General features: G+C 67.0%; 19 protein-coding genes and 1 tRNA gene. 15 read left to right on the plus strand and 5 right to left on the minus strand.

What is annotated here, in order from left to right; genetic code table 11:
* Window positions 1–34: 34 nt before the first annotated feature.
* The 7 genes from glmM to J3A66_RS12325 all read left to right on the plus strand — a co-directional run bounded on the left by glmM (window position 35) and on the right by J3A66_RS12325 (window position 6737).
* Complete coding sequence (gene glmM / locus J3A66_RS12295; protein WP_209569117.1) at window positions 35–1375, plus strand: phosphoglucosamine mutase; 1341 nt, start codon at window positions 35–37, stop codon at window positions 1373–1375.
* A complete protein-coding gene (locus J3A66_RS12300; RefSeq protein WP_031395385.1) occupies window positions 1375–1590 on the plus strand; it encodes a DUF1272 domain-containing protein in 216 nt (71 codons plus the stop codon). The genes glmM and J3A66_RS12300 overlap by 1 nt, the downstream gene beginning before the upstream one ends.
* 206 nt (window positions 1591–1796) lie before the next feature.
* Window positions 1797–2588 carry a bifunctional hydroxymethylpyrimidine kinase/phosphomethylpyrimidine kinase gene (gene thiD, locus J3A66_RS12305; RefSeq protein WP_209569119.1) on the plus strand — a complete coding sequence of 264 codons (792 nt, stop codon included), beginning with the start codon at window positions 1797–1799 and terminating at the stop codon, window positions 2586–2588.
* Entirely contained in the window at window positions 2576–3214 is a 639-nt protein-coding gene (locus tag J3A66_RS12310; RefSeq protein WP_209569121.1) for a ribonuclease HII, read from the plus strand. Before thiD ends, J3A66_RS12310 begins: the two co-directional genes overlap by 13 nt.
* 177 nt (window positions 3215–3391) lie before the next feature.
* On the plus strand, window positions 3392–4534 hold the full coding sequence (locus tag J3A66_RS12315; RefSeq protein WP_056675158.1) for a site-specific DNA-methyltransferase: 1143 nt from the start codon (window positions 3392–3394) through the stop codon (window positions 4532–4534).
* 158 nt (window positions 4535–4692) lie between these two features.
* The gene (gene folP / locus J3A66_RS12320; RefSeq protein WP_209569124.1) at window positions 4693–5748 is read left to right on the plus strand and encodes a dihydropteroate synthase; all 1056 of its coding nucleotides are present in this window, start codon (window positions 4693–4695) and stop codon (window positions 5746–5748) included.
* Between the two features lie 104 nt (window positions 5749–5852).
* Window positions 5853–6737, plus strand: coding sequence for a bestrophin family ion channel (locus tag J3A66_RS12325; RefSeq protein WP_031396098.1), 885 nt, complete (start codon window positions 5853–5855; stop codon window positions 6735–6737).
* 42 nt (window positions 6738–6779) lie between these two features.
* On the opposite strand, the gene J3A66_RS12330 is transcribed toward J3A66_RS12325, so the two are convergent.
* Window positions 6780–8195, minus strand: coding sequence for a sigma-54 dependent transcriptional regulator (locus J3A66_RS12330; RefSeq protein ID WP_209569126.1), 1416 nt, complete (start codon window positions 8193–8195; stop codon window positions 6780–6782).
* A 207-nt stretch (window positions 8196–8402) separates the two neighbouring features.
* Between J3A66_RS12330 and J3A66_RS12335 the strand changes: the two genes are divergently transcribed.
* The 7 genes from J3A66_RS12335 to J3A66_RS12365 all read left to right on the plus strand — a co-directional run bounded on the left by J3A66_RS12335 (window position 8403) and on the right by J3A66_RS12365 (window position 14064).
* On the plus strand, window positions 8403–8525 hold the full coding sequence (locus tag J3A66_RS12335) for an aa3-type cytochrome c oxidase subunit IV (protein WP_031396100.1): 123 nt from the start codon (window positions 8403–8405) through the stop codon (window positions 8523–8525).
* Between the two features lie 4 nt (window positions 8526–8529).
* The gene (locus J3A66_RS12340; RefSeq protein WP_209569128.1) at window positions 8530–9651 is read left to right on the plus strand and encodes an NAD(P) transhydrogenase subunit alpha; all 1122 of its coding nucleotides are present in this window, start codon (window positions 8530–8532) and stop codon (window positions 9649–9651) included.
* Window positions 9652–9720: 69 nt separating this feature from the next.
* Window positions 9721–10014 (plus strand): NAD(P) transhydrogenase subunit alpha, encoded by a 294-nt coding sequence (locus J3A66_RS12345; protein WP_031394789.1) that lies wholly within the window; start codon window positions 9721–9723, stop codon window positions 10012–10014.
* 28 nt (window positions 10015–10042) lie between these two features.
* Entirely contained in the window at window positions 10043–11476 is a 1434-nt protein-coding gene (locus J3A66_RS12350; protein WP_209569130.1) for an NAD(P)(+) transhydrogenase (Re/Si-specific) subunit beta, read from the plus strand.
* Between the two features lie 100 nt (window positions 11477–11576).
* Window positions 11577–12527 carry a hypothetical protein gene (locus J3A66_RS12355; RefSeq protein WP_209569132.1) on the plus strand — a complete coding sequence of 317 codons (951 nt, stop codon included), beginning with the start codon at window positions 11577–11579 and terminating at the stop codon, window positions 12525–12527.
* A gap of 75 nt (window positions 12528–12602) precedes the next feature.
* Window positions 12603–12678 (plus strand) — tRNA-Val (locus tag J3A66_RS12360).
* A 66-nt stretch (window positions 12679–12744) separates the two neighbouring features.
* Window positions 12745–14064, plus strand: coding sequence for a M20/M25/M40 family metallo-hydrolase (locus J3A66_RS12365; protein WP_209569134.1), 1320 nt, complete (start codon window positions 12745–12747; stop codon window positions 14062–14064).
* 22 nt (window positions 14065–14086) lie between these two features.
* Here the strand turns inward: J3A66_RS12365 and J3A66_RS12370 are convergent, their stop codons facing one another.
* From J3A66_RS12370 to J3A66_RS12385, 4 genes are all read right to left on the minus strand, one after another.
* Complete coding sequence (locus J3A66_RS12370; RefSeq protein WP_209569136.1) at window positions 14087–16522, minus strand: hypothetical protein; 2436 nt, start codon at window positions 16520–16522, stop codon at window positions 14087–14089.
* Window positions 16523–16574: 52 nt separating this feature from the next.
* On the minus strand, window positions 16575–17879 hold the full coding sequence (gene pncB / locus J3A66_RS12375) for a nicotinate phosphoribosyltransferase (RefSeq protein ID WP_192097974.1): 1305 nt from the start codon (window positions 17877–17879) through the stop codon (window positions 16575–16577).
* A gap of 21 nt (window positions 17880–17900) precedes the next feature.
* Window positions 17901–18560, minus strand: a complete 660-nt coding sequence (locus J3A66_RS12380) for a thymidylate kinase (RefSeq protein ID WP_209569138.1) — start codon at window positions 18558–18560, stop codon at window positions 17901–17903.
* Between the two features lie 140 nt (window positions 18561–18700).
* Window positions 18701–18979, minus strand: a complete 279-nt coding sequence (locus J3A66_RS12385) for a chorismate mutase (RefSeq protein ID WP_031395533.1) — start codon at window positions 18977–18979, stop codon at window positions 18701–18703.
* Window positions 18980–19080: 101 nt separating this feature from the next.
* On the opposite strand from J3A66_RS12385, the gene J3A66_RS12390 reads away from it, so the two are divergent.
* Window positions 19081–20109, plus strand: coding sequence for a polyprenyl synthetase family protein (locus J3A66_RS12390; protein ID WP_056406890.1), 1029 nt, complete (start codon window positions 19081–19083; stop codon window positions 20107–20109).
* Window positions 20110–20168 lie beyond the last annotated feature (59 nt).

Consider the following 20168-nt stretch of genomic DNA (forward strand, 5'->3'; position numbering starts at 1 on the left):
GCCAGAGAGCGATACCGGACGGAAAGCATTGACGATGGCAAGGAAATATTTCGGCACCGACGGCATTCGCGGTGCCACCAACGCATCGCCGATGACCGCGGAGATGGCGATGAAGGTCGGCATGGCGGCGGGCGCCTATTTCCTGCGCGGCGATCACCGGCACCGCGTCGTGATCGGCAAGGACACGCGGCTGTCGGGCTATATGCTTGAATCCGCGCTGGTCGCGGGCTTCACCAGCGTCGGCATGGACGTGGTGATGGTCGGGCCGATGCCGACGCCTGCGGTCGCGATGCTGACCCAGTCGATGCGCGCCGATATCGGCGTGATGATCTCCGCCAGCCACAACCCCTATGCCGATAACGGGATCAAGCTGTTCGGCCCCGACGGCTTCAAGCTGTCCGACGAGGCCGAGACCGCGATCGAGACGCTGATCGACGGTGATGTGCCGCTCGTCGCGTCGAGCAAGATCGGCCGCGCGCGCCGGATCGACGATGCTCAAGGGCGCTACATCCATTTCGCCAAGTCGACCTTCCCGGAAAATCTGCGGCTCGACGGGATGCGGATCGTGCTCGATTGCGCGAACGGCGCCGCCTACAAGGTCGCCCCCTCGGCGCTGTGGGAACTCGGCGCGGACGTCGTCGCGATCGGCGTCACGCCCGACGGCACCAACATCAATGACGGCGTCGGCTCGACCGCACCGCAGGCGCTCGCCGAGACGGTCGTCGCGAGCGGCGCGGATATCGGCATCGCGCTCGACGGCGACGCCGACCGGCTGATCGTCGTCGACGAGACCGGCACGATCGTCGACGGCGATCAGCTGATGGCGACGATCGCGGCAAGCTGGGCGCGGCAGGGGCGGCTCAAGGGCGGCGGCCTCGTCGCCACCGTGATGTCCAATCTCGGCCTCGAACGCCATCTCGCCGCGCAGGGGCTCGGGCTGGTCCGCACCCAGGTCGGCGATCGCCACGTGCTCGAAAAGATGCGCTCCAGCGGCTATAATGTCGGCGGCGAGCAGTCGGGGCACATCATCCTGAGCGACTATGCCACGACCGGCGACGGCCTGGTCGCAGCCCTCCAGATCCTCGCCGAGGTCAAGCGCTCGGGCGCGCGCGCGGGCGAGGTGCTCCACCGGTTCGAGCCCCTGCCGCAACTGTTGAAGAACGTCCGGTTCGGCGGCGGCAAGCCGCTCGACGACGAGGCGGTGAAAGCGGTGATCGCGCAGGCCGAGGCCGAACTCGCCGGCAAGGGCCGGCTCGTCATCCGCCCGTCGGGCACCGAACCCGTGATCCGCGTGATGGCGGAGGGCGATGATCCGGGTCAGGTCGGGCGCGTCGTCGACCGGATCTGCGACGCCGTCCGCAAGGTCGCCGCCTGATGCTCGAGATGCGCCCCGCCTGCGAACGCTGCGCCGCCGAGCTTCCCGCCGACGCGCCCGGCGCGTTCATCTGCTCGTACGAATGCACCTTCTGCGCCTCCTGCGCCGACGCGCTCGACGAGCGCTGTCCCAATTGCGGCGGCGAACTCCTCGACCGCCCGACCCGGTTCGGCGATGCCCCCCCGCAAAGGCCGGCCTCGGGCCGGCGGCACTAAACTCCTCTCCCAACCTCAACCACCCCGGCGAAGGCCGGGGCCCAGTTGGCAAGGTCGCAGTAACGAAGCGCTGCGCTCAGCCAGCGACGTTCCCCAACTGGGTCCCGGCCTCCGCCGGAGAGGTGGCGAGGGCATGGCCCTGTCCCGCACCGCACCGACTATGCCATAGCCCGACCCATGACCTCCAACCCCGCCCGGCACCGCCAATGACCGCGAGACTCCTCATCATCGCCGGCTCCGATTCAGGCGGCGGCGCCGGCATCCAGGCGGACATCAAGACCGTCACGATGCTCGGTGGCCACGCGATGACCGCCATCACCGCGATCACCGCGCAGAACACGCTCGGCGTACAGGCGGTCCACCCGGTGCCCACCGACATCGTCCTCGCGCAGATCGATTCGGTCGTGTCCGACATCGGCGTCGACGCGGTAAAGATCGGCATGATCGGCTCGGCCCAGACCGCCAACGCCGTCGCCGACCGCCTGACGTCAATGTCTTCCCGCGACCCGATACCGATCATCTTCGACCCGGTCATGATCGCCAGCAGCGGCTCGGTGCTCGCCGCCCCCGACACGATCGCCGCCTTCGCCCGCCTCATGCGGATCGCCACGCTCGTCACCCCCAACCTCCCCGAACTGGCAGCGCTGGGCGGCGAGGCGGCGGTGCGTGCCCTCGGGCCCGCCGTGCTCATCAAGGGCGGCCATGCCGAAGGCCCGCGCGTCACCGACCGCCTCGTCACCGACGCCGGCGAAACCCTCTGGACCAACCCCCGCATCGAAACGCGTCACGCACACGGCACCGGCTGCACGCTCGCCAGCGGCATCGCTACCGGCCTTGCGCAGGGCATGCCGCTCGACGCAGCCATCGCGCGCGCGATCGCGTTCGTCCGCGCCGCACTTGCGCAGCCGCCGGGGCTTGGCGCAGGGCACGGGCCGATGGGGCACGCGCTCGGCGTCAGCCCGTTCGACCAGCTGAAAGACCGCACATGCCCGGCATGAAACATGAAAAGCTCTGCGTCGGCCCCGTCGCCGGCGTCGACGAGGCCGGTCGCGGTCCGCTCGCCGGCCCGGTCGTCGCCGCCGCGGTGATCCTGCCGTCAAAGGGCGTGCCCCGCGGCATCGACGATTCGAAGAAGCTCTCCGCCTCCGAGCGCGAACGGCTCTGCGCGCGGCTCAAGGGCTGTGCGATCGTCGGTATCGGCATCGTCGAGCCCGACGAGATCGACACGCTCAACATCTACTGGGCGACGATGAAGGCGATGACGCTCGCGGTCGACGCGCTCGCCACCGAACTCGGCCACGCGCCCGGCCACGTCCTCGTCGACGGCAACCGCCTGCCGCGCTGGACCTACCCCGCCACCCCGCTGGTCGGGGGCGATGCGAAATCGCTGTCGATCGCCGCCGCCTCGATCGTCGCCAAGCACACGCGCGACCTGATCATGATCGCCGCCGCCGACGTCCACCCCGAATATAACTGGCATTCGAACAAGGGCTATGGCTGCGCGCACCACATGAAGGCGCTGCGCGATCATGGCCCCACACCGATTCATCGCCGCAGTTTCGCCCCCGTCGCGGCGGCCTATCTGACGCGCGAGGGCCTTTTCGCGAAGGAAACGACGAACTGAGTCTTTCGCGCCACACCCCAAGGGCTTGAGGCGCGAGTCTGTCACGACTCAACATCTGGGCGACGGCGACTCGTTTGGTCGCACCGACGGATTCGCGCCCGCGCGCCGTTCATCAAACTCTGCTTGACGGAGTCGGACAATTCCGCAGCTATGGGGGTCGACAAGGGGCGCAAAAACATGGGTTTGATCGACACGATCGCGCGGCCGCGCGCGGTAAAGAAGGTAGCGGCGCCGGCCGTGCAGCCCGCGCTGCCGCTCGACCAGATCCTGCGCGGCGACTGTATCGAGCGCATGAAGGCGCTGCCGTCGAACTCGATCGACATGATCTTCGCCGACCCGCCCTACAATCTTCAGCTCGGCGGCGAGCTTTATCGCCCCGATGGCAGCCATGTCGACGCGGTCACCGACGAGTGGGACAAGTTCGACACCTTCGCCGCCTATGACCGCTTCACCCGCGCCTGGCTGAAGGAAGCACGCCGGATCCTCAAGGACGATGGCAGCATCTGGGTGATCGGCAGCTATCACAACATCTTCCGCGTCGGCGCGGCGGTGCAGGATCTCGGCTACTGGATCCTCAACGACATCGTCTGGCGCAAGACCAACCCGATGCCCAATTTCCGTGGCACGCGCTTCACCAACGCGCACGAGACGCTGATCTGGGCGTCGAAGGGCGAGAAGGCGAAATACACCTTTAACTACCGCGCGATGAAGACGCTCAACGACGAACTGCAGATGCGCAGCGACTGGGAATTCCCGATCTGCGGCGGGCCCGAGCGCTTGAAGAAGAACGGCACCAAGGTCCATCCGACGCAGAAGCCCGAGGCGCTGCTCTACCGGATCCTGCTCGCCTGCACCAAGCCCGGCGACGTCGTGCTCGACCCGTTTTTCGGCACCGGCACGACCGGTGCGGTCGCCAAGCGGTTGGGGCGCAGCTGGATCGGGATCGACCGCGAGGGCGAGTATATCGAGGCGGCGCAGGAGCGGATCGAGGCCGCGCTGCCGCTCGACGAATCCGCGCTGGCGACGATGATGAGCCCGCGCGCGCAGCCCAAGGTCGCGTTCGGCGTGCTCGTCGAGAACGCGTATCTCGCGCCCGGCACGGTGCTGACCGACGGCAAGCGCCGCTGGCGCGCGACGATCCGCGCGGACGGCTCGCTGCTCAGCGATTGCGGCACGATCGGCTCGATCCACAAGCTCGGCTCGACGCTCCAGAACGCACCCGCCTGCAATGGCTGGAGCTTCTGGCATTACGAGAGCGACAAGGGGCTGAAACCGATCGACGATCTCCGCCAGACCTATCTGCTGGCGACGACGGTCTGAGCTTTACCGTGCAGCGGTATCGATAGGTCCTGCTTGAACCTGTTCTCCCGCGAAGGCGGGAGCCCAGGCTGGGTCCCCGCCTTCGCGGGGAAACAAATCGCGCTTGGCCAATAGTGGGAACGGTCATATCCGGCACACCCCGCTGACGGAGTAGCTCGATGACCTTCCACCTCCGCCCCGTCCAGTTCGTCGACACCCCGATCGGCCATCCCGACGGCAGCGTCGCGCGGCTCGCGGGCGGGATGCAGTGGTTCGCCGCCTATGAGGTGATCGAGCGCGGGACCCGTCGCACGATCCCCGTCGCCGACGTCGCGACTTTGGGCGACCGCGCGGCGCATCTTCACGCGCTCATCACCGCGCCCCGCGCGCCCCTCCCGCTCGGCGAGCGCATGCTGCGTTTCGACCAGCCGCTCGTCGCCGCTATTCTCAACGTCACCCCGGACAGCTTCTCCGACGGCGGCAAACATGTCGACGACCCCGCCGCCGCCGCGGCCGCCGGGATCGACATGGCCGCGGCGGGCGCGACGATGATCGATGTCGGCGGCGAATCGACCCGCCCCGGTGCGGCGGCGGTCTGGGAAGGCGACGAGATCGCCCGGCTCGTCCCCGTCGTCGAGCGGCTCGCCCGCGCCGGCGCGATCGTCTCGGTCGACACGCGCAAGGCGGGCGTGATGGCGGCGACGCTCGCCGCCGGCGCGCATATCGTCAACGACGTCGCCGCCCTGCTGTGGGACGACCGCGCGCTCGAGGTCGTCGCGGCCAGCGGCTGTCCGGTCGTGCTGATGCACTCGCCCGACCCCCGCAAGGGCGGCCACGGACGGACCGGCTACGCAAACGTCGTCACCGACGTGTTCGACTGGCTCGAGGCGCGGATCGCCGCGGTCGTCGCGGGCGGGGTCGATCGCACGCGGATCATCGTCGATCCCGGCATCGGCTTCGGCAAGACGCTCGCCGACAATCTCGCGCTGCTCAACGGCCTCGCGATATTCCACGGGCTTGGCTGCCCGATCCTGCTCGGGGCGAGCCGCAAGCGGCTGATCGGCGCTTTGTCGAACGAGGCCCCGGTCGGCGACCGGCTCGCCGGATCGCTCGCGCTTGCGCTCAAGGGTGTCGAGGCGGGCGTCCAGATCCTGCGCGTCCACGACGTCGCCGAGACCGTTCAGGCGCTGCGTGTCTGGCGCGGGATGCGTGACCTCGCACTTGTCGGTGGCTGACCCGGCCCCGATCTTCTGGTCACATGTTCGGGGCGGAATATCGCCGCATTGCAGCGAAATGCGCGATCGCGCATTAGACAAGGCGTCAGCAAGGAGCCTTTCGTTTGATCGTTACCGCAACACCGCGCCTAAGCCAGATCCTCAGCGAAGTCTGGCGCCCGTTGCTCGGGCTCTTTGTCTGGGACGTCGTGGTAACCATCACCTATTATGTCCTGCCCTTTCACGCGCCGTCGCTGCCGCTGACGCTGTTCGGCACCGCGCTCGCGCTGTTCCTCGGCTTTCGCGACAATTCCGCCTATCAGCGCTGGTGGGAAAGCCGCGGCCTCTGGGGGCTGATGACCAACGCCTCGCGCAGCCTTGCCCGCATGACGCGCAACCTGCTCCCCGAACCCGAAGGCCATGATCTCAAGCGGACGATCGTCCTGCGCCAGATCGCCTATGTGAACGCGCTGCGCTGTCAGTTGCGCCGCCAGCCGGTCGCGCCCGATGTCCTGCGGTTCCTGTCGGAGGACGAGGCGTCGTTCGCCCTCGCGCGGACCAATCCCGCCAACGGCCTGCTCGACGGCACCGGACGGCGGATCGACATCGCCCGCCGCAACGGCTGGATCGACACGATCCAGCAGGCGTCGTTCGAACGGCTGCTGGTCGATATCGCCAATGCGCAGGGCGGGATGGAGCGGATCAAGAACACCCCGCTGCCCAACCAGTATCGGTTCTTCCCGACGCTCTTCACCCGGCTGTTCTGCATCCTGTTGCCGATCGGGCTGGTCGAGACGCTCGGCTTCGCAACCCCGATCGGCTCGACGATTGCAGGGCTGATGTTCCTCGCGGTGCTTCAGATCGGCGACGACCTCGTCGATCCGTTCGCGGACACGATCCACGACGTGCCGCTCAACGCGATGTGCCGCACGATCGAGATCGACCTGCTCCAGGCGATCGGCGACGAGGCCCCCGAGCCGCTGAAGCCGGTCAAGGGCGTGCTCTGGTAGGTCGCCGCCTTTCGTCCGGCTCCAGGACAACGTCGCTTGGGGTCAGGCGACGTTGTCGATCCCGAGCTCCGCGAGCTTGCGGTACAGCGTCGACCGCCCGATCCCGAGCCGCCGCGCGACCTCGGTCATCCGCCCGCGATAATGACCGATGGCCAGCCGGATGAGGTCCGATTCGATCTCCTCCAGCGTGCGCAGATGCCCGTCGGCACTGAACAGCGTCACCCCGCCGCCAGTGGCCGCGCTCGCGGGCTCAGGCCGGCGGCGGCTGCCGAGCGCCGCGATCTGCGGGAAATCGGCCCGCGTCAGCGCGTCGCTCTCGCACAGCACCGCGGCACGGAAGAGCGCGTTCTGCATCTGCCGGACATTGCCCGGCCAGTCATATTGGACCAGCAGCGCCAGCGCATCGTCGGTGATCCCGAGCGGACGCAGTCCCGGCTGCTGCGCGATCCGCGCGAGCAGGTGGCGGGCAAGCGCCGGGATGTCGCCGGTCCGCTCGCGCAGCGGCGGGATCGTCACCTGCACCGCGTTCAGCCGGTAATAGAGGTCCTCGCGAAACCGGTCCGCCTCGACCTCGTCGATCAGCGTCGTGTTGCTCGCGGCGATCACCCGGACATCGACCTGCTGCGGATGCCGCGCACCGAGTGCATGGACGTCGCCCGTATCGAGCAGATGAAGCAGCTTGATCTGCGCGTCGATCGGCATCGCGCCGATCTCGTCGAGGAACAGCGTGCCGCCGTCCGCCTCGCGAAACCGGCCGATCTTGCGCTCGAACGCGCCGGTAAAGGCGCCTTCCTCGTGGCCGAACAGCTCGCTCTCGACAAGATTGGCAGGGATCGCGCCGCAATTGACGCTGATCATGGGGCGTTTGGCGCGTGGCGACGCCGCATGGATCGCCTCCGCCACGACCTCCTTGCCGACCCCGCTTTCGCCTTCGAGCAGGATCGCGACGCGGCCGCGCGCGGCCTTGGCGGCGATCGCCAGCGCGGCGCGGAAATCGGGCGACGAGCCGACGATCTCGTCGAACGCGAGCAGCGCGGGGATCTTCTCGGTCAGCGGGCGCAATTCGCCCGCGGTCGTGCCGGCGACGACCGCATCGAGCGAGGCGAGCAGCCGGTCGGGCGCGAGCGGCTTGACCAGGAAATCGGTCGCGCCCGCGCGCATCGCGTTCACCGCATGCTCGACCGATCCGTTCGCGGTCAGCATCAGGATCGGCAGTGCCGGACGGCGATTGCGCAGCTCGGCGATCACCGCCGAGGCGTCCTCATGCGGTGCGGAATGGTCGAGGATGATCGCGTCGAGCTGCATCCCGTCCTGCGTGCCGAGCGTGGCGATCGCCATCTCGCCGTCGCTCGCGAACACGGTCCGCCAGCCGCCACGCGACGCCAGTGCGGACACCAGCCGCCGTTGTGCAGGCTCGTTGTCGATCAGTAGTAGCAGGCGCTGCCCGTTGCGCGTCATGGCGAATCCTGTCCCGTTTGCGGACAGTCTTTAGCGTTTTCAGGTAAAGGGCGACTTAAATATCGCTTTGGGGCGGTTGCGAAGCGCTCCGATCGTGTCGCGGCGGCTGCACGACGGCGTGAAGCCGGGGTTTGGAAGCGCGGGGGTTGAGGCTGGGGCACCGGCCCGATAAGGTCGCACCGATAACAGAATGGCGAGGGACGGATCATGGCGGACGATGCAAACATCAAGGGTCATGCTGCGACCTATGACAGCGTCATCGGTGTGATGAAGATCGGCGCGATCGCCTGTGCGGTGATCGTCGCGATCGTCATCTGGCTGATTTCCTGATCCGATGAAGATCGCCGTCCTCAAGGAGCAGGTGGACGGCGAGCGGCGGGTTGCCGCGACGCCAGAAACCGTCCGCAAGTTCGTCGCGCTGGGCGCGACGCTCGCGGTCGAGGCGGGGGCCGGCCAGTCCGCGTCGATCGCCGACGCCGCCTATGCCGATGCGGGGGCGAGCGTCACCGACCGGGCAGCGGCGATTTCGGGTGCGGACATCGTGCTCGGCGTGCAGGCGCCGGATCCGGCAACGCTGGCGGGCGCCGCGCCCGGCGCCTGGGTCGTCGCGAGCTTCAATCCCTTTGGCGAGCGCGCCCGGGTCGATGCCTATGCCGCGGCGGGCCTCGAGGCGCTGGCGATGGAGTTCATGCCGCGGATCACGCGCGCGCAGTCGATGGACATCCTGTCCTCGCAGTCGAACCTGTCGGGCTACAAGGCGGTGCTCGACGCCGCGGCTGAATATGGCCGGGCCTTTCCGATGATGATGACCGCGGCGGGGACGATCAGCGCCGCGCGCGTGTTCGTGATGGGGGTCGGCGTCGCCGGGCTCCAGGCGATCGCGACCGCTCGCCGGCTCGGGGCGCAGGTTTCCGCTACCGACGTCCGCGCCGCGACGCGCGAACAGATCCAGTCGCTCGGCGCGAAACCGATCTTCGTCGAAAGCGTCGCCGGGATCGAGGGCGAGGGGACGGGCGGCTATGCGGGCGAGATGAGCCCGGAATATCAGGCCGCGCAGGCCGAGCTTGTCTCCGGGCACATCGCCAAGCAGGACATCGTCATCACCACCGCGCTGATCCCCGGCCGCCCCGCGCCGCGGCTGATCTCGGCCGCGCAGGTCGCGAGCATGAAGCCCGGGTCGGTGATCGTCGATCTTGCGGTTGAACAGGGCGGCAATGTCGAGGGTGCGGTCGCGGGCGAGATCGTCGAGGTGAACGGCGTCAGGATCGTCGGCCACCGCAACGTCCCGAGCCGGCTCGCTGCCGACGCCAGTGCATTGTTCAGCCGCAATTTGTTCAACTTTCTCAGTGCCTTCTGGGACAAGGAGGCGGGGCGGCCGGTGCTCGATGCGGAAATCGGCGACGCGATCCGCCTGACCCGCGATGGCGCGGTCGTCAATCCGCGTTTGCAGCCATGACCCGGCACGATACAAAACCCCGTTTGCGTCTCAACATTCGCAACATTCGCGGGGCTCAGGAGGGCTGAGATGGACTTTATCGCGATCCTGTCGATCTTCGTCATGGCCTGTTTCGTCGGCTATTATGTCGTCTGGTCGGTGACACCCGCGCTCCACACGCCGCTGATGGCGGTGACCAACGCGATCTCCAGCGTGATCATCGTCGGCGCGCTGATCGCGTCCGCCGCGGCGGGATCGCCGGTCGCGAAATATCTCGGTCTGCTCGCGGTCGTGCTGGCGAGCGTCAACATCTTCGGCGGCTTTGCAGTCACCGCGCGAATGCTGGCGATGTACAAGAAAAAGGAACGGCCGGTCGCCAAGTGACCGTTACGGATCCGAGGGGAACTGAGTGATGCATGACGTAGCCGTGAACCCCTGGGTCGCGCTGGCCTATCTCGTCGCCGGCATGTGCTTCATCCTCGCGCTGCGTGGTCTGTCCAGCCCGGCGACGAGCCAGCGCGGCAACCGGTTTGGCATGATCGGCATGACGATCGCGGTCGTCACGACGCTGGTCACGCATCTCAACGTTGGCATCTGGGAGATCGTCGTCGCGATCGGCATCGGTGCCGCGATCGGGCTCGTCACCGCCCGGCGGATCGCGATGACCGCGATGCCGCAGCTCGTCGCCGCGTTCCATTCGCTGGTCGGGCTTGCCGCAGTGCTGGTCGGGGTTGCGGCCTATCTCAACCCGCAGGCATTCGGCATCTCGGACCTGATGATCCCGCTGCTTGGCGATCCGGTCGCGATCATTCGGCCGGTCAGTCGGATCGAACTGGGGCTGGGCGTCGCGATCGGCGCGATCACCTTCTCGGGCTCGGTCATCGCCTTCCTGAAACTCAACGGCAACATGGGCGGCAAGCCGATCATGCTGCCCGGGCGCCACGTCATCAACATCGCGCTGCTTGCCGCGATCCTCGGGCTGATCGCCTATTTCGTCACCAATCAGGAGCCGTGGATCTTCTGGACGATCACGGCCCTGAGCTTCGTGATCGGCTTCCTGCTGATCGTGCCGATCGGCGGCGCGGACATGCCGGTGGTCGTCAGCATGCTCAATTCCTATTCGGGCTGGGCGGCGGCGGCGATGGGCTTCACGCTCCACAACACCGCGATGATCATCACCGGCGCGCTGGTCGGCTCGTCGGGCGCGATCCTCAGCTACATCATGTGCCGGGCGATGAACCGCAGCTTCATCAGCGTGATCGCCGGCGGGTTCGGACAGTCCGCCGATGCCGGCGGCCCCGCGACCGCCAGCGACCGCCCGTGGAAGCGCGGTTCGGCGGAGGACGCCGCCTTCCTGATGAGCCAGGCCGAACAGGTCGTCATCGTGCCCGGCTACGGCATGGCGGTCGCCCAGGCGCAGCACGTCCTGCGCGAGATGGGCGACAAGCTGAAGGCGGAAGGGGTGCGCGTGAAATACGCGATCCACCCCGTCGCGGGGCGCATGCCAGGCCACATGAACGTCCTGCTGGCAGAGGCGAACGTGCCCTATGACGACGTGTTCGAGCTCGAGGACATCAACAGCGAATTCGCGCAGACCGACGTGGCCTTCGTGATCGGCGCGAACGACGTCACCAACCCGGCGGCCAAGACCGACAAATCGTCGCCAATCTATGGCATGCCGGTGCTCGACGTCGAGAAGGCGAAGACCGTGCTGTTCATCAAGCGGTCGATGGGCGGGGTCGGCTATGCCGGGGTCGACAACGACTTGTTCTACCGCGACAATACGATGATGCTTCTGGCGGATGCGAAGAAGATGATCGAAGACATCGTCAAGGCGCTCGACTGACGGCGTCTGCCTGTCCGCCGGATCCGCCGAGAACCGATCCATTTGGCGTGTAATTCCGGTACGATCCATGGCCTAATCGCGTCTGGCGGGGGATGCGGCAATGACGGCGATCGACGCGCTATCGGCGGACATACGCTATGATGGCGGTGCCGCTGCGGTTCTGATTGCGGACCTTGGCGGTGCGGGGGCAGGGGATCGGCTCGCGACCGCGCTGGACGCGCTGGGCGGGCGCCTGATGGCCCGGATCGACTGGCACGTCCCGCTCGAGCGGTCCGCGACACCGCGTATCATTCTGGTCGATACGGTGGGGATCAACGCACCGCTGCTCGCCGAACGGATGGCGCAGATCGTGGCCTGGGCCGCCGATACCGATGCTGCGCTGGTGGTGGCGCTGCGGGCGGACCAGATCGACGCGGTCACCGCGCTGACGCTGGGCGGTGCGACATCGCTGCTCGTCGATCCCGGGATCGGCGAATGCGTGGCCGCGGTGGCGATCGCGATCGAACGATCGCGCCAGCCCGCCGGGGTCTTCGACGTCACGCGTGAGAGCGACGGGGCCCGGCTCGAGCGCCTGAGCGCGGAGGTCGGGCGCATCGCCGAGGCGCTTGCCCGGCTGACACAGGCAGATCATGATCGACCGTCCGATCCCCCGGCGATCGTCGGCGATCGATCGGTCGCCTATCAGGCGGCGCCCGGGGCGACGCAACACGACGCGACCGACATTCGACGCGCGATCCGCGCGCGGCGGCTTCGCGACCAATTTTTCGGCGGCACGCTGTTCGAGGATCCGGGTTGGGACATGCTGCTCGATCTCTACGCCGCCGATCTCGAGCGGCGCCGTGTGTCGGTATCGAGCCTGTGCATCGCCGCAGCCGTCGCGCCGACGACGGCGTTGCGCTGGATCGCGCGCATGACCGATAGCGGGCTGTTCGAACGTCAGCCCGATCCGCATGATCGCCGCCGCGCCTATATGGCGCTGTCGCCGCCCGCGCGCGACGCAATGCGCGGCTATTTCGGCGCAGTCTTGCGCAACGAGCTGCGGATCGCCTGAACGCATGCGCTTTGGGGCTTGCCCCGACGCCGCAGCTTTGGCATCGAACCCCGACCTCAGGGTTTCATCCCGGGAGGGCGCTTAGCTCAGCTGGTAGAGCGGCTCGTTTACACCGAGTAGGTCGGCGGTTCGAACCCGTCAGCGCCCACCATATCTCCCGACACTGGACGCGGCGGCCGAACCCCGCTTTCATGCTGCCAAGGGAGTTGAGACGCTTATGGCACGACAGAAATTCTGGTGGGTCGCGACGGTGGTCGGGAGTATCCTTCTCGCAGGGGCAGCGCAGGCGCGCCTCACGCCGGCAGAAATGCGGGCGGTTGCGACCGTCGACGCCGAGCATGAGCGCTCGATCGGGCTGCTCAAGACGGTCGTCGACCAGAACAGCGGCACGATGAATCTCGAAGGGGTCGCCAAGGTCGGTGCGATGGTCCGTGCTGAGCTCGAACCACTCGGCTTTGCGGTGACCTGGAAACCGATGCCACAGACGCAGCGGGCGGGACATCTGATAGCGCGGCACCCGGGCAAGCCTGGCGCCAAACGCCTGTTGCTCATCGGTCATCTCGACACCGTCTTCGAGCAGGATTCACCGTTTCAACGGTTCGAACGCGAAGGCGAGAGCGCGACGGGGCCAGGTGCGGGCGACGACAAGGGCGGGATCGTCGTGATGCTGTCGGCGCTGCGGGCGATGAAGGCCGCCGGTCTGCTGGACGCCGCCGATATCGAGATCGTGCTGACCGGCGATGAGGAAGATGCGGGCGACCCGGTGGCGATCGCGCGGGGCGATCTGATCGCAGCGGGCAAGCGCGCCGACATCGCGCTCGACTTCGAAGGCCTGTCGGTCGTCGAGGGTCGCGACATGGGATCGATCGCGCGGCGGTCGTCGAACGGATGGGTGCTCACCACGTCGGGCAAGACCGGGCATTCGTCGCTGATCTTTTCGGACGCCTATGGTGACGGCGCCATCAACGAGATGGCCCGGATCCTGGCGGCATTTCGCAAGGATCTGCCCGAACCCAACCTGACCTTCAATACGGGTGTGGTTGCGGGCGGTGCGACGGCGACGCTCGACAGCGACGGCGTCCGGGCGAGCGCGACGGGCAAGGGCAATATCATCCCTGCAACCGCGGTGGCCCGTGGCGACTTTCGGACGCTGAGCGAAGATCAGACCATGCGGGTCCGTGCGAAGATGGAGCGGATCGTCGCGGCGCATGCGCCCGGCACGAATGCGACGATCCGGTTCGAAAGCGGGTATCCCGCCATGCCGCCGACGGTGGGAAATCGCGCGCTGCTCGACCAGTTGAATCTGGTCAATCGCGACATGGGGCTGCCCGAGATGGCAGCGCTCGATCCGCTCAAGCGGGGTGCGGGCGACATTGCGTTCGTCGCGGGCGATGTCGACGGGCTGATCGGGCTCGGGACCGCGAGCAGCGGGGATCACGCACCGGGGGAGACGGTCGACCTTGCGAGCATTCGCCGTCAGGCCAAGCGCGCCGCGATCCTGATGGCCCGCCTCTCACGTGAGCAAAAGGATCGGTGACAAGGCTCGACGCCTCGCTGGGCTAGCGGTCGGCGACGTTCGGCTTGGCGGTCGCAACGACTGAATCGTCGTCGCGCAGCTTGAGGAACAGCGTGTCGGTCGGACGCGGAATTGCGACCGTACTGGCGGTATAGCCGTCGGGAATTGCCGCAGCGCCGGTGAACTGCGCGTCTCCGCCAACCGCGGCGAGCAGATACAGCGCGTCACCGGTCAGCAGGCAGCGCGGCGCGCCCTTGTCGCATGTCACGCCCGTGATGGTCGGCAGGCGGACAAGGGTGACGAGTGGCGCCCAGTCGCTTTCCACACCGTCTTGCAGCAGGCGGTAGCGTAGCGGGCCATAGGCCGATACGCCCAGCGCCCTGGCCGGTTCGATCGTCGCAATCGCGACCTGTGCGCTCTGGACGCGGTAGCCGTTCGCGGCGGCGATGACGGTCGAGGCGCGTCCGTCGACCGTGGCGATCTCGACCTGTTCGCGTCCGCTGAACCGGGTCGCCCCCGCGCCGCGGATCGAAAAGGTCAGGCTGGCATCGAGCGGCATGACGGTGCTCGACGGCAATATGATCGGCAGCGACGCTGCGTGCGCCGCCGGGGCGATGGTCTTGTCGATGAGTGTGACCGAAGGCCGCGCTAGAGCGACATGCACGGTGACCGGCAGCACGCGACCATCTTTCAGCGTCACCCGCCCCGATCGATCCTGGTCTGCGGTCCAGGCGGCGACCGGAGCAGGCGTGTCGACCGTCATGACGCGTTCGTCGGCTTTGCCGGTTCGTACCACCGCACCAGGGCTGAATACCGCGCCATCGACGCTCAGGGAGGCGACGGTGTCGAGCCGCGTGCCCGTCAGGACACCATGAAGATCGCCGGCGTGCAGCGTGAACGCGTCGATCCGCCCCGTCTCCGTCAAGGCGGTCAGGGCGATCGTGTCGACGTCAGCGATTCCCTGCTGGCGGACGAGCAGGCTGACCTGCCCCGCCGCGATCTGCGCCTTCGGGATCGTTGCGGTGATCCGGCCATCCGGCAATGCGGCCCATTTGAGCGGCTCGGTCGTGCCGGACGTGCGGGCGAGCGCGATGTCCTCGACACAGGCGGCGGCTCCGCCCTCGATCGTCAGGCTGTTATCGCGTCCGGCGATCACCGTGGTGCCCTCGATCGCGCGCCAGCTGTTCGCGCGCGGGCTCTGGATGCGAAAGCGTGGACCGTCGAACGGGGTGAAGCCCCATACGCCGTGAAGCGTGGCGTCAAAACCGGCTCGCAGGTCGCCGCCGTCGCTGCCCGGGCCGGCAAGAAGGAAACCCCCGCGTTCGACATCGGCGCTGACCGGGAGATCGAGCGTGCTGCCGTCGGCCCGCGTTACGCGCACCGCCATCGCATGCGCATAGCGCGTTGCATAGATCAGCGGCGCGCCTTCGACTGGAAGCAGTACACCCTCTCGTGCTCGACACAGCGCGCGACCGGGCGCGATCGTGCGCAGCGGCGGCGGCTCGGGCGCCTCGATTGCCGGGAGCGCCGCGACCATGACCGACTTGGGCTTTGCAAAGGAAGGCGCCGCGTTCAGCAACAGCGACAGGCGCGACTCTGCCGCGCGGCCGAGGGCGGGGATATACTGGAACTGGGTCGACTGGAATGCGCCGAAAATCCGGGCAAGATCGCGAACGACACCGATATAGGAGCTGTAATAGCCGTATCCGGCCTCGGGTGTTGCGGCGAGTTGCAAGGCCAGATCGGTGGGGGCGCCGACGAGGGTTTCGGTCAGCGATGCGCTGTGACTGTCGGCCAGCAGTAGCGAGCTTCGGCTCTGCGTCAGGCAGGCCGCCTGGAGATCGATCGCCTGCTCGAGGCATTCGGCCTTGAGCGTGATTGACAGGCTGCGGGTCAGGACGGGTGATACGGTCTCGATCCGTTCAGGATGCGTGCGCTCGAGGCGGTGGATCGAGTCCAGGAACGTGTCGAGCCGCGCGCGGTCGAGCGACGCCTGGTTGAGCTCCTGCGAGGCGCGGACGAACGCGCCGGGCTGTTTGCGGACGGCGTCGACGATCGAGTCATAACCCCCGCCGGTTTCCGGCGCGAGGAAGAGGATCAGCTGGCGTGCGCCAGCGGGCACGGTCAGGTCGAGAGTGTTTTTCTTCCGCTCCCACGTCTTGGCCTGCGTGAACCAGTTTTTGGGGGGCGGATTGGTCGCGCCGCGCAGGAATGCGGCCACCAGCAGGTAATGGACACCCTGATCACGGGGTAAATCCGCACTCACCGCGATCCGGTCGCCTTCGCTGAGATTGGGCACCTGCCCGATCGGCAACCTCGTCGCACCGTGCGTCACCATGACGTTCAGCGCCGGACCAGACAGGTCGAAGGCCGCGGGGTCGGCCTGTGCCGGGGTCAGCGGCAGCAGCGCGGCGAAGAGCAGCGCGATGCGTCCCGATCGGGTAATCGACGCGCCGAGGGGGAATCGCGAAACAGCCATGGGCGCTACCCGTGGCGACAGGGCATGGCCATTTTAGGGCGGTCGCACGGGTCTAGACCGCGACCTTCGCGTTCGTGCGGCCCTCGTCGCCGAAGATCCGCAGGTACCGGGCAATCTCGCCCGGATCGCCGGTCGCCTTGGCTGGATTGTCCGACAGCTTGACCGCCGGGCGTCCATTGGCCTGCGTGACCTTGGCAACCAGCGAAATCGGCTCGAGTCCGGCCATGCCATCGGGGTCGCACCCTCGGAAGTCGTTGGTCAGATTGGTCCCCCAGCCAAAGCTCATCCGCACCCGGCCGTGGAAATGCCGATAGGTCTCTTCGATCGTGTCGACATCCATGCCGTCCGAAAAGATCAGCAGTCTCGTTTTAGGGTCGCGACCCTGTGCCTTCCACCAGGCAATGATCGCTTCGCCACCGGCGATCGGCGGCGCACTGTCGGGGCGGAAGCCCGTCCAATCGGCGACCCAGTCGGGCGCGTTGGCGAGGAAGGCGCTCGTTCCGAACGCGTCGGGCAACGCGATCAGCAGATTGCCGCCATAATGGCGTCGCCAGTCATCGAGCACCCGGTAGGGCGCATCCGCTATCCCCCGGTCGTCGTCGGCCAGTGCGGCATAGACCATCGGCAATTCATGCGCGTTGGTGCCGATGGCTTCCAGATCGTTATCCATCGCCAGCAAGACGTTCGACGTGCCGATGAAACGGCTGCCAAGCCCTTCCTTGAGCGCCTCGACGCACCAGCGTTGCCACAGAAAGCCATGGCGGCGGCGCGTGCCGAAGTCGGACAGGACCAGATCGGGCAGATCCCTCAGCCTTTCGACCTTGTCCCATAATTTGGCCTTCGCACGCGCATAGATCACGTCGAGCGCGAAACGTCCGCGATCGCGGACCGCCACGCGCGCGCGCAATTCATTGATGATCGCGAGCGCGGGGATTTCCCACATCGTCGTTTCCGCCCAACAGCCCTCGAAGCGCAGCTCGAACTGTCCGTCGACGGTCCGCAGCTCGTATTCGGGCAGCCGGAAGGCGGCGAGCCACTGCAGGAACTCGGGCGCAAACATGCGATCCTGGCCATAGAAGCTGTTGCCAGCGAGCCAGATCAGCTCCTTCTTGCCGAACCGCACGGTACGCGCATGATCGAGTTGCGCGCGCAGTTCGCCTTCGTCGATGATATCGGCCAGCCGCACGCTCGTCGTGCGGTTGATCAGGGTAAAGGTCGTCTGCACCTTGGGATGCAGGTGACGGATCATCTGCAACATCAGCAGCTTGTAGAAATCGGTATCAAGCAGGCTGCGGACGATCGGGTCGAGCCTGAAGCCGTGATCATAGGTACGCGTGGCAATATCGGTGACGGCCATGCCGGTCTCCTTCCGGGGCGTTCAGCGCAGCAATGCAACGATATCGCGTGCAATGTCCGCTGGCGGTCGCGACGCGCCGGCCGTGACCGTCGATACGGTCGCCCAGCGGCCCAGCAGCCCTGCCGCCGCCATCGCGGCATAGTTGATGCGGACGCGGTCCTGGAGCCCGGTATCCGCTTCATACGCGTCGAACGCATCGTCGGTATAGGAGCGCTTGCGCTTCTGGCGGATCAGCCCGCGTGCAATGTCTGCCGGCGTATCGAGGTAGACGGACAGATCAGGCGTCGGCAGGGCAAAGCTGCGCGTCTCGAGATCCGCGATCCAGGCCATCATCGTATCCGCTTCGTCGACGGGCACCTGCGCCGCCTGATACGCCATGTTCGACGCGATATAGCGGTCAAACACGACGACGTCGTTCGCCGCCATCGTTGCCATCAGGTGATCGCGCGATTCCATCCGGTCGAGCCCATAGAGCACGGCGGCGGCCTTTGGCGTCGTGCCGCGTGGCAACGTGCCCGCGAGCATCGCCCCCAGCGCCCAGCCGCCGACCGTGTCCGTATAGCGCGGGAACGAAATGACCGCGGCGCTGCGCCCGGCGGCCTGCAACTGGTCGACGACCAGTGCGGAGGCCGTGGCCTTACCGGCGCCGTCGGCGCCTTCGATAGCGAGGAGGAAGCTCATCGCGCTCCCCTAACCGACCGGCGCGTGCAGGTCGATAAAGCTGTGCTGACGCAAATATACGGGAAGTGCGGCCTGGCGGGGATGTCGGCCGCCCTTGGCGATGCCGTGAATCATTCAATCGGCCACCACCGCCCAGCGCGTCATTGGCAAAGTTTCTGGTGGTGGCGGATCACCTCGTCGATGATGAACCGCAAAAACTTTTCGGAGAATTCCGGATCGAGCTGGGCTTCTTCGGCAAGCCGACGCAACCGCGCGATCTGACGCTCCTCACGTCCGGGATCGGCAGCCGGCAGCCCGTGCTCCGCCTTGTGCCGGCCAACCGCCTGCGTCACCTTAAATCGCTCGGCAAGCATATGAATCAGTGCCGCATCGATGTTGTCGATGCTCTGGCGATAGCCGCTCAGCAGGTCGTCGGGCATCGTGTAACCTCCACCTATTGCCGTCGCCTGCCTTTTGGTGAGGGTTTGCCAAGCCGGCAAGGGTTGCTTTGCGAGGCCGTAACCGTCAGAGGCACGGGCAGATGAGCGCCACCGTCCACCGCCTCGACTCCCCTCGTTCGAATCCCGGGCCACAGCCTTCGCTGGACCCGATGGTCAAGCTCGTCACCACCGACATGGACCAGGTCAATGCGGTGATCGTCGCGCGCATGACCTCCGATATTCCGTTGATCCCCGAACTGGCGGGTCATCTGATCGCGGGCGGGGGCAAGCGGATGCGCCCGATGCTGACGCTCGCAAGTGCACAGCTGCTGGACTATGCCGGGACGCAGCATCACCTGCTCGCGGCGGCCGTCGAATTCATCCACACCGCGACGTTGCTGCATGACGACGTCGTCGATGGCTCTGACCTGCGGCGTGGGAACCGCACGGCGAACATCATCTGGGGCAATCCTGCCAGCGTGCTGGTCGGCGACTTCCTGTTCAGCCGCAGCTTCGAACTCATGGTCGAGGCGGGCAGCCTGAAGGCGCTCAAGATCCTTTCATCGACCAGCGCGGTCATCGCCGAGGGCGAGGTCAACCAGCTGACGGCGGCCCGCCGCGTCGATCTGGGCGAGGAGCGCTATCTCGACATCATCGGCGCAAAGACCGCAGCGCTGTTCGCTGCCGCCTGCCGAATCGCTGCCGTGGTGGCCGATCGGCCCGAGAATGAAGAGGCGGCACTCGACGCCTATGGCCGCAACCTCGGGATCGCTTTCCAGCTTGTCGACGACGCGATCGACTATGTTTCGGATGCGGATACGATGGGCAAGGATGCGGGCGACGATTTCCGCGAAGGCAAGATGACCCTGCCGGTGATCCTCGCCTATGCGCGCGGGTCGGCCGAGGATCGTCAATTCTGGAAGGATGCGGTCGAGGGGCGTCGTGACACCGATGCCGACCTGCAGCATGCCGTGCGCCTGATCCGGGCAACCCGCGCGATCGACGACACGTTTGCGCGGGCGCGGCATTATGGTCAGCGGGCGATCGATTCGATTGCGGGCTTTGCCAATGGCGAGGCGAAGGACGCGATGATCGAAGCGGTCGAGTTTGCGGTGGCTCGCGCTTATTAAGTTCAACCGGCTGAGGCAGACACAATAACGGCGGCCGATCGCTCGGCCGCCGCATCTTC

The sequence above is a fragment of the Sphingomonas sp. PvP018 genome, assembly GCF_017876865.1.
GTDB classification, from domain to species: domain Bacteria; phylum Pseudomonadota; class Alphaproteobacteria; order Sphingomonadales; family Sphingomonadaceae; genus Sphingomonas; species Sphingomonas aerolata.

What these genes read in the sequence shown, in the direction of transcription:
- glmM (WP_209569117.1), top strand. Translation starts at nt 35, where the DNA reads ATGGCAAGGAAATATTTCGGCACCGACGGCATTCGCGGTGCCACCAAC.
- J3A66_RS12300 (WP_031395385.1), top strand. Translation starts at nt 1,375, where the DNA reads ATGCTCGAGATGCGCCCCGCCTGCGAACGCTGCGCCGCCGAGCTTCCC.
- thiD (WP_209569119.1), top strand. Translation starts at nt 1,797, where the DNA reads ATGACCGCGAGACTCCTCATCATCGCCGGCTCCGATTCAGGCGGCGGC.
- J3A66_RS12310 (WP_209569121.1), top strand. Translation starts at nt 2,576, where the DNA reads ATGCCCGGCATGAAACATGAAAAGCTCTGCGTCGGCCCCGTCGCCGGC.
- J3A66_RS12315 (WP_056675158.1), top strand. Translation starts at nt 3,392, where the DNA reads ATGGGTTTGATCGACACGATCGCGCGGCCGCGCGCGGTAAAGAAGGTA.
- folP (WP_209569124.1), top strand. Translation starts at nt 4,693, where the DNA reads ATGACCTTCCACCTCCGCCCCGTCCAGTTCGTCGACACCCCGATCGGC.
- J3A66_RS12330 (WP_209569126.1), bottom strand. Translation starts at nt 8,195, where the DNA reads ATGACGCGCAACGGGCAGCGCCTGCTACTACTGATCGACAACGAGCCT.
- J3A66_RS12335 (WP_031396100.1), top strand. Translation starts at nt 8,403, where the DNA reads ATGGCGGACGATGCAAACATCAAGGGTCATGCTGCGACCTATGACAGC.
- J3A66_RS12340 (WP_209569128.1), top strand. Translation starts at nt 8,530, where the DNA reads ATGAAGATCGCCGTCCTCAAGGAGCAGGTGGACGGCGAGCGGCGGGTT.
- J3A66_RS12345 (WP_031394789.1), top strand. Translation starts at nt 9,721, where the DNA reads ATGGACTTTATCGCGATCCTGTCGATCTTCGTCATGGCCTGTTTCGTC.
- J3A66_RS12350 (WP_209569130.1), top strand. Translation starts at nt 10,043, where the DNA reads ATGCATGACGTAGCCGTGAACCCCTGGGTCGCGCTGGCCTATCTCGTC.
- J3A66_RS12355 (WP_209569132.1), top strand. Translation starts at nt 11,577, where the DNA reads ATGACGGCGATCGACGCGCTATCGGCGGACATACGCTATGATGGCGGT.
- J3A66_RS12365 (WP_209569134.1), top strand. Translation starts at nt 12,745, where the DNA reads ATGGCACGACAGAAATTCTGGTGGGTCGCGACGGTGGTCGGGAGTATC.
- J3A66_RS12370 (WP_209569136.1), bottom strand. Translation starts at nt 16,522, where the DNA reads ATGGCTGTTTCGCGATTCCCCCTCGGCGCGTCGATTACCCGATCGGGA.
- pncB (WP_192097974.1), bottom strand. Translation starts at nt 17,879, where the DNA reads ATGGCCGTCACCGATATTGCCACGCGTACCTATGATCACGGCTTCAGG.
- J3A66_RS12380 (WP_209569138.1), bottom strand. Translation starts at nt 18,560, where the DNA reads ATGAGCTTCCTCCTCGCTATCGAAGGCGCCGACGGCGCCGGTAAGGCC.
- J3A66_RS12385 (WP_031395533.1), bottom strand. Translation starts at nt 18,979, where the DNA reads ATGCCCGACGACCTGCTGAGCGGCTATCGCCAGAGCATCGACAACATC.
- J3A66_RS12390 (WP_056406890.1), top strand. Translation starts at nt 19,081, where the DNA reads ATGAGCGCCACCGTCCACCGCCTCGACTCCCCTCGTTCGAATCCCGGG.